Genomic DNA, 8,524 nt, shown 5'->3' on the forward strand with positions numbered 1-8,524 from the left:
CCGCTGGCGCGGGGACAGCAGGTGCGGGGGCAGCGGGTGCCGGCACCGCCGGGGCGGCCGGCGCGGCGGCCTTCGCGTCGAGCTCGCGCGCCACGTGCTGGCCCGTCTCCAGGAACTCCCGCAGCTGGGCGGGCGTGCCGGCGAGCGCCGCCTGCGTCGCGGCCCAGAGAGCAGGACTGGAAGCCTCGGTGATCGTCGCGAGGATCCGCGCGCCCGCGAGCCGGTCGTCCTTCTCGCGGGCCGCGAACTGGCCGGTGGCGATGAACTCGCGCAGCTCGGCGGGCGTGCCGCCCAGCGCAGCCTGCACCGCGGCATACAGCGTCGGGCTCGTGGTCTGGTCGATGTCCCGGAGGATCCGCGCGGCCGCCAGCGTGTCGTCGGCCGTGCGCGCCTGGTGCTGGCCGGTGGCCAGGAACTCGCGCAGCTCGGCGCGGGTGCCGCCCAGCGCCTCCTGGACCGCGGCGTACAGCCGCGGGCTCGTCTCCTCGTCGATGCTCGCGAGGATCGCAAAGGCCGCGAGCCGCTCGTCGAGGGCACGCGCCGCGTCGAGCCCCGTCGAGAGGAAGACGGAGAGTGCGTGCGGGTCGCTGCTGGCCAGGGCCTTCTGGGCAGCCCTCGCGACCGTGCCACCGGCGCCGTCGAGGACGTGGAGGACGCGCTGGCGCTCGTCGGCGTACCACGCGGCCTCGTACCCGCCGTCGACGAAGGCCCGCAGCTCCTCGTCGGTACCGGCGAGAGCGGCCTTCGCCGCCGGCGGCATCGACGCGCCCGGGCCCGCCGCAAGGACCTCGGCCCAGGCGCGGTACTCCGCGTCCGTCGTCCCGTCGAAGCCGGCCTCGACGAACGCCCGCAGCTCGGCGGTCGGGTCCGCTTCCGCGGTGGCGGGCGACACCCCCGCACCGAGAGCCAGCACGAGCATCACCACAGCAGCGCCCAGCGAGCGCATCACGTTCCGCACCAGCACACATCCCTCGTCGTCCACGGTCGGGACGGAGGCACGGCGCCCCTGCGGACGGCCCCCAGCCCGCGCAGACCCTACCGCCCGACGACGCTTATGCGAGGTTCGTCCCGGTGGCGCGACGGTGACGTCCTCGTGGCGGAACGGTGACGCGTCCACGGGTGCGACGAGGCGCAGCCCCGTCCCGCACGAACAACGGTCCCGCCGGCGAGGACGGGCCCGACGCCGCCCGGCGCTCGGCCGGGTGGGGACGTCGGGCCGCCCTCGCCGGCGGGACCGCTGCCGTCACGACCTCGGTCGCGGCGGCTTCCTCGTCTCGAGCGCGGCGACGGCGTCGACGAGGGCCGACGTCGCCTCGTTCACCTTGGCTTGGGAGCCGCCCCGGGCGAGGACGGCCTCGGCGCGGGCCAGGGCCTTCCGCACCGCGGCGGCGCTCTTGCCGGTGTAGGTGTGGCCGCGCAGGTCGAGCGCCTCGGCGACCGCGACGGCCTCCGCGAGCTCCGAGGTGTCGGTGATCTGCCCGCGGACGCCGAGCCAGCGCTCCGGGTCGGCGACCGCGGCCGCCCCGAGCTTCTCGGAGAAGTCGCTGTTGAAGATCAGCGGGTTGTGGGTGGACCGCCAGCTCAGCTCGTCCGTCAGGCCCCAGAACGTGACCCGGTCGATGTCCGTCGAGTACGCCTTGTACACGGCGAAGTACTCGGCGAACCGCTGGGCCTGGATCGCCTCGAGCTCGGCGCGGTTCGTGATCTTCCCGATCCAGTACGTGAACTCGTCCCGCGAGATGCGGTCGGCCACGGACGGGTCGGTCAGGTCGCGGTAGAGCGTCCGGTCGTCGCCCTCGGGCTGGCCGTTCCACGCCTCCCAGACCTGGAGGTCGAGCTCGCTGATGTCGGCCGTCATGCCGGCCTCGGTGATGAGCTGCAGCGACCGCTCGACCGAGGCGGTGTCCGAGCACGCACCGGGGCGCCACTCCTCCGCGGCGTCGTCCGACAGCCCGGGCAGGCGCGTGTGCTCGGAGCAGGCGAACGCCGGCGTCTGGTTGAGGTAGTTGTGCGACTGGAGCCCGATCGTCTCGACGAGCAGCCGGGGGTCCTGGGGGTGGTTCGCGGCGTACCGCGCGTTGAGGTCCTTCGCCATCGCGACGATCGCCTCGCCCTTGCCCTCCGACTGGAAGACGTTGAAGTCGTTGTAGACGAGCCGGACCTCCGGCGCGTACGTGCGCGCGAAGACGAACGCGTCGTACAGGAAGTCGGCCGGGCTCTCGCCGGCGGAGGCGTTCAGGCCGTTCGCGTAGGCCGAGTACCAGAGGGACGAGCCGCCGTTGGGGCCGCCGCGCAGGAAGTCGCGCCAGTCCTGCGTCTCGGGGTCGAACTCCTCGAGCCCGTCGACGAACGCCTCGTTGACGACGTCCCAGGAGACGGCGCGGCCCTGGAAGTGGGTCAGCACCTGCTCGATGTAGCGCTCCATGTTCGAGCGGGCCTGCTCACGCGTGCCGCCCGTCGGGCCGCTGTTGAGGCGTGCCGGCGACTGCCCGTGCCAGACCAGCACGTGGCCGTGGACGTCCATGCCACGCGCGAGCGTCTCGTCGACGAACGCGTCGGCGGCCGTGAAGTCGAACGTGAAGTCGCCCGTCTCGGGGTCGATGTTCTCGTTCGGCAGCAGCTGGTCCGGCTTCATGGCGTTCTCGGCCGTCATGACGTCGTAGTGGCGCGCGACCGTCGCCTCGTTCGGCGACCCGGGCGCGTACGTCTGCGGGCCCGACCAGATGTTGCCCACGTCGAAGTGGTCGCGGTAGACGTCCTTGAGCGGGGCCATCTGGCGGCGGAACGTGGTGTCGAGGACCACGTCGCCCTCGGGCATGGTGAACGAGCCCACCCGGGCGCCGATCCAGCCGAGCTCGTCGGAGCTCCACCCGCCCCACACGTGGGAGCGCGCCGGCGTCGCCGTGAGCTCGACCGTCTCGCCGGCCTCGTAGCTGCCCTCGCCCGTGACGGTCCCGCGCCCGGCGACGTGGATCTCCACGTCGTACGTCTCGTCCGCGACGGCACCCTGGGCGGGTCCGGCGAGGCCGACCGCCGCGAGCACGACCGCCGTCGCCGCTCCTGTCCATCGCGCCACCCAGCGCCGTCCGTCCTGCGGCGCCGCCTCGGGTGCACCGTCACGTCGTCGTGCGGCAAGCGTCCTCATGCGTCGTTCCTCTCGCTGGTCCCCCGGGGTCGGCCGGCGGCGGCGGGCGCCCCGTCGGTCCGACGTCTGGTCACGTCCCTGTGCCAGGTGTCCCGAGGCCGCCCGGTGGTCGGCGCAGCCTCGTCGCTGGCGCAGTCCGTCGACGTCGTCCGCCCGGGAACGGCCGCATCGCTCCTACACCGGTGTAGGAGAGACGCTCGACGATAACGTTTTACACACCCGGATGAGTGACACCGTAAGGAGACCGTCGGGCACGGGTCAAGACGACCGAGCGGTCGATATCTCCCGCACCGGCGCGCTCCTACACCGGTGCACACGAACCGTTTCGTAGGGCTGGCCGCGGCCGCCGGACACGTGCCACAGTGGCGCTCTCGCGGATGTTAACGCTCACACCCTGTCCCGGTGCGGCGGCGCATCCTCCCCACAGCGCAGTGGTCCAGGAGACAGCGATGACCGACGACGACGTCGACACGCAGCACCGACCGGCGGGCACCTCCCCGCGCCGCGCCCACCCGAGCAAGCCGCGCCCGAGCCGGTCCCGTCCGCGCCGGTCCCGTCCGCGCCGGCCCCACGTGCGCCGGTCCGACCTGGGCCGGCTCTGGACCGCCCTCGGCGTCGCCGTGAGCCTGGCCGCCTCCGGCGCGCTCGCCGTGGCCGCCGCACCAGCCGCGCCCGCGGCGACCCCGGACACCTCGGCGACCTACGCGCTCGTCAACCGGGGCAGCGGCAAGGCGCTCGACGTGTACAACTTCGCGACGAGCGACGGCGCCCGGATCACGCAGTGGACCCGGGGCGACGGCGTGAACCAGCGCTGGCAGCTCGTGAGCTCGGGCGACGGGTACTACCGCATCCGGTCCCAGCACTCCGGCAAGGTCCTCGACGTCTCGGGCCGGTCGCTCGCCGACGGCGGCCCGGTCGTCCAGTGGACCGACACGAACGGCACGAACCAGCAGTGGCGGCTCCAGGACACCACCGACGGGTACGTCACCCTGATCAACCGCAACAGCGGCAAGGCGCTCGAGGTCCAGGGCGCGTCCACCGCAGACGGGGGGAACATCGTGCAGTACTCGAGCTGGGGCGGGACCAACCAGCAGTGGCTGCTCGCCCGTGTCGGCGGCGGGACGCCCACCCCGACGCCGACCGCTCCCCCGCCGGGGACGTTCACCAACCCGGTCGTCTGGCAGGACTTCGCCGACGGGGACATCATCCGCGTCGGCGACGCGTACTACTACTCGGCGTCGACCATGCACTACTCGCCCGGCGCCCCGGTCCTGCGGTCCTACAACCTCGTCGACTGGGAGTACGCCGGCCACTCCGTGCCCCGGCTCGACTTCGACGACGCCGGGTACGACCTCACCGGCGGGCGGAAGTACGTCAAGGGCATCTGGGCGTCGACGCTCGGGTACCGCCCGAGCAACCGCACGTACTACTGGATCGGCTGCACGGAGTTCAACCGCACGTACGTCTACACCGCGTCGGCGGTCGACGGCACGTGGACCAAGAAGGCCCGGCTCAACCAGTGCTACTACGACGCGGGCCTGCTGGTGGACACCGACGACACGATGTACGTCGCGTACGGCAACGGCACGATCAGCGTCGCGCAGCTCAACGCCGACGGCACCGCGCAGGTGCGGGCGCAGCAGGTCTTCCAGACCCCGGCGAGCGTCGGGACCCTCGAGGGCGCCCGGTTCTACAAGCGCGGCAGCTACTACTACATCTGGCTCACCAGGCCCGCGAACGGCCAGTACGTGCTGCGGTCGACCTCGCCGTTCGGGCCCTACGAGATGCGGCAGGTGCTGCTCGACCTGCCGGGCCCCGTCCCGGGCGGCGGGGTGCCGCACCAGGGCGGCCTCGTCCAGACGCAGGCCGGCGACTGGTGGTACATGGCGTTCACCGACGCGTACCCCGGCGGACGGGTGCCGACGCTCGCGCCGATCACCTGGAGCCCCGACGGCTGGCCGTCCGTGCAGACCGTCAACGGCCGCTGGGGTGCGACGTACCCACGACCGAACATCTCGACGACGAGGACGGTCGCCCCGATGACGGGGAGGGACACGTTCGCCGGTCCCGCGCTCGGCCACCGGTGGGAGTGGAACCACAACCCCGACACGAGCCGGTTCAGCGTCGGGAACGGGCTGCGCCTCCAGACGGCCACGGTCACGAACGACCTGTACGCCGCGCGCAACACCCTGACGCACCGCATCCAGGGCCCGTCGTCGACGGCGACCATCGAGCTCGACCACGCCGCGATGGCCGACGGGGACCGGTCCGGCCTCGCGATGCTGCGGCAGTCGTCGGCGTGGATCGGCGTGGTCCGGTCCAACGGCGCGACGCGGGTCGTGATGACCGACGGGCTGACCATGAACAGCTCGTGGGCGACCACCGGGACCGGGACCGAGCGCGCGTCGGCGCCCGTGTCCGGCGGGCGGGTGTGGCTGCGCGCGACGGCGGACATCCGGCCGGGCTCGGGGCGGACGGCGACGTTCTCGTACAGCACCGACGGGACCACGTTCGTCCCCCTCGGGCCTGCCTTCGTCCTGAACAACGAGTGGCAGTTCTTCATGGGCTACCGGTTCGGGATCTTCAACCACGCGACCCGGGCCCTCGGCGGGGCCGTCACCGTCCGCAGCTTCGACCTCACCACGCCCTGACCTTCACCGACCCGACCGACTGCACGAAGGAGTGCACGATGACGTCTGCGACTGCTCGTCGCTGGGCCGCGGCCTGCGTGGCGACCCTGTCCCTGCTCACCGCCGGTGTCGCCGTGGGCACCGGCCCGGCGGCCGCCGCCGGTCCCACGGCCGCCGCCGCTCCCCCGCCCACCGTCGAGGAGCCGGCGCCGCTGCCGCCGCTGGGCTGGAACAGCTGGAACACCTTCTACTGCGGCATCGACGAGGGGATGGTGCGCCAGACCGCGGACGCCATGGTGAGCACGGGGATGGCTGCGGCCGGCTACCAGTACGTCGTCGTCGACGACTGCTGGATGCGTGACACCCGCGACGCGAACGGCAACCTCCAGCCGCGGGCCGACCGGTTCCCGTCGGGCATGAAGGCCCTGGGCGACTACATCCACGGCAAGGGGCTCAAGTTCGGGATCTACCACGCGCCGCGGGAGAAGACCTGCGACCAGTACTTCGGCAACCGGCCCGGCACGTCGTCGAACGGCTACGAGACGCGGGACGCGAACCTCTTCGCGTCCTGGGGCGTCGACTACGTGAAGCACGACTGGTGCGACCCGCGCGGCTCGGTGACCGAGCAGGCGACGCTGTTCGCGCGGTTCGGCGCGGCGCTCAAGGCGACCGGGCGCCCGATCGTCTACTCGATCAACCCGAACAGCGCGCACGCCAACACCGCGCCGACCTACTCGGGCTGGGGCGGCTTCGCGGACCTGTGGCGCACGTCCGAGGACCTCGACGACGCGTGGTCGACGGGCTGCGCGCCGACCGCCGACTGCTTCGTCGGCATCACCGAGGCGCTCGACATCGTCGAGCCGATGCGCGAGTGGACGCGGCCGGGGCAGTACAACGACCCCGACATGCTCATGGTCGGGGTGCGGGGAAGCCTGACGCCGACGGAGAACCGCGCGCACATGAGCATGTGGGCGATGCTCAGCGCGCCGCTCATCGCGGGCAACGACCTGCGGAGCATGAGCGCCGACGTGCGCACGGTGCTGACGAACCGCGACGTGCTCGCGATCGACCAGGACCCGCTCGTCCGGCAGGCCGACCGGGTGCGCGACGACGGGGACGCCGAGGTCTGGGCCAAGCCGCTCGCCGATGGCTCGGTCGCGGTCGCCCTGCTCAACCGCGGCGGCGGGGCGCGCTCGATCTCGACGACGCTCGCGCAGGTCGGCGCCGGCTCGGGGACGCACACCTACCGCGAGCTGTGGACCGGCGCGACGGGGACGACCACCGGGTCGCTGACCGCGCAGGTCCCCGCGCACGGGGTCGCGCTCTACCGGGTCACGCCCGGCGGCGTCGTGACGCCGCCGACCGGGAGCACGCTCGTCAGCGCCGCGTCGGGCCGGTGCCTCGACGTCCCCGCGAGCGCGACCGCGAACGGCACGGGCCTCGTGATCTGGGACTGCGGCTCGGGCGCCAACCAGCGGTGGACCGAGACCGGCGGCACGCTGCGATCGCTGGGGAAGTGCCTCGACGCACCGCCGAGCGCGGTGGCCGGGACGCGCGTGCAGCTGTGGGACTGCAACGGCGGCACCAACCAGCAGTGGACGGCCCAGGGCGACGGGACGATCCGGGGCGTGCGGTCCGGGCTGTGCCTCGACGTCGACCGGAACCTGACCGCGAACAGCACCGCCGTGCTGCTGTGGCACTGCACGGGGGCCGCGAACCAGGTCTGGTCGCGGCGGTAGGGACGCTCCTGGCGGGGCCGAGGTCCGCGAGCGCGGCGGACCCGGCTCCGCCCGGTGGCGGCCCGTGCGGTGCCCACCGCCGCGGTCCCCGACCACACGTCACGGGTCGACGGGCAGCACTGAGGGCGGGCGTGCCCGTTCAGACGCACGACGTGCCCGAACGTGCGCGGGACGCGGGCACGGGAGCGGGAGGTGCGCGGACGACAATCGGGGGACGAGCAGCTCTCACCGAGGAGGCGCGCATGCGCGCGTTCGGACCGCCGCGCACCGCACACCCCGCGCCGGGGCCCGACGCCCGGCGCGACGACCCGGAGGCCGGCCTGGTGCACCTGCAGCGCCAGGCCGGCAACCGGGCGGTCGCCGCCGCCGTCGCGCGGCTGCACACCGGTCCGGGCACGCCCGTGGTCCAGCGCGACCTCTCCGACGACGAGGCGCTCGAGGCCACCCGCGGGCTCCCCGCACCCGTCCAGAGCGGGAACGGCGGCGGGGCCCCGCTCGCGGACGACGCGCACCGCCGCGAGTTCCTGCGAGCCGGCCGCGAGTGGTTCGGCTCCCACGACGCGACGATCGCGCACTTCCGGGCGATCAGGGCCACCGCGGTCCCGGGCTCACCGCAGCTCCACCCCGACGCCGCCGCGCGGCTCGAGGCGGCGGCCGCCGAGGTGGGCGGACGCGTGCCGGCCAGCTCGACGGCGTTCGCGCTGCGCTCACGGTTCACCGCGACGACCCACCTGGGCGGGGCGTCGATGCACACGCTCGGGTACGCGATCGACTACGACGCGTACAACATGCCGCGGATCGGGCGGAACGAGACCGCCGAGCTCGTCGCCACCGTGATGGGCGCGCCCAGCAACCTCCGGCTCGGCGAGTACAGCGCCCGGCGCGGCACCATCGAGCGCACGGGCGACGCCACCGCGGCGGCTGCTGCAGCAGCGGCTGCCGCACCGGCACCCGCACCGGCAGGGCCGGACGGCGGGGCAGCCGCAGGTCCCGTGCCGGCGGGCCCGGAC

Annotated in this window: 5 protein-coding genes; 3 read left to right on the forward strand and 2 right to left on the reverse strand. The window is 73.6% G+C overall.

What is annotated here, in order from left to right; translation table 11 throughout:
• Positions 1-964: ALF repeat-containing protein (locus AB6N24_RS22040; protein WP_412871502.1), on the reverse strand; the 964-nt coding region annotated here is incomplete at its 3' end.
• A gap of 279 nt (positions 965-1,243) precedes the next feature.
• Positions 1,244-3,076 carry an endo-1,4-beta-xylanase gene (locus tag AB6N24_RS22045; protein ID WP_412871503.1) on the reverse strand — a complete coding sequence of 611 codons (1,833 nt, stop codon included), beginning with the start codon at positions 3,074-3,076 and terminating at the stop codon, positions 1,244-1,246.
• Positions 3,077-3,594: 518 nt separating this feature from the next.
• Between AB6N24_RS22045 and AB6N24_RS22050 the strand changes: the two genes are divergently transcribed.
• The 3 genes from AB6N24_RS22050 to AB6N24_RS22060 all read left to right on the forward strand — a co-directional run.
• Complete coding sequence (locus AB6N24_RS22050) at positions 3,595-5,796, forward strand: RICIN domain-containing protein (protein WP_412871504.1); 2,202 nt, start codon at positions 3,595-3,597, stop codon at positions 5,794-5,796.
• 38 nt (positions 5,797-5,834) lie between these two features.
• Positions 5,835-7,514 carry a glycoside hydrolase family 27 protein gene (locus AB6N24_RS22055; RefSeq protein ID WP_412871505.1) on the forward strand — a complete coding sequence of 560 codons (1,680 nt, stop codon included), beginning with the start codon at positions 5,835-5,837 and terminating at the stop codon, positions 7,512-7,514.
• 242 nt (positions 7,515-7,756) lie between these two features.
• Positions 7,757-8,524, forward strand: a 768-nt coding sequence (locus AB6N24_RS22060; RefSeq protein WP_412871506.1) for a hypothetical protein, incomplete at its 3' end; no start/stop codon positions are given.

Origin of the sequence: Cellulomonas jepli (assembly GCF_047229345.1) — a bacterium.
In the GTDB taxonomy this organism is placed as follows: Bacteria; Actinomycetota; Actinomycetes; order Actinomycetales; family Cellulomonadaceae; genus Cellulomonas_A.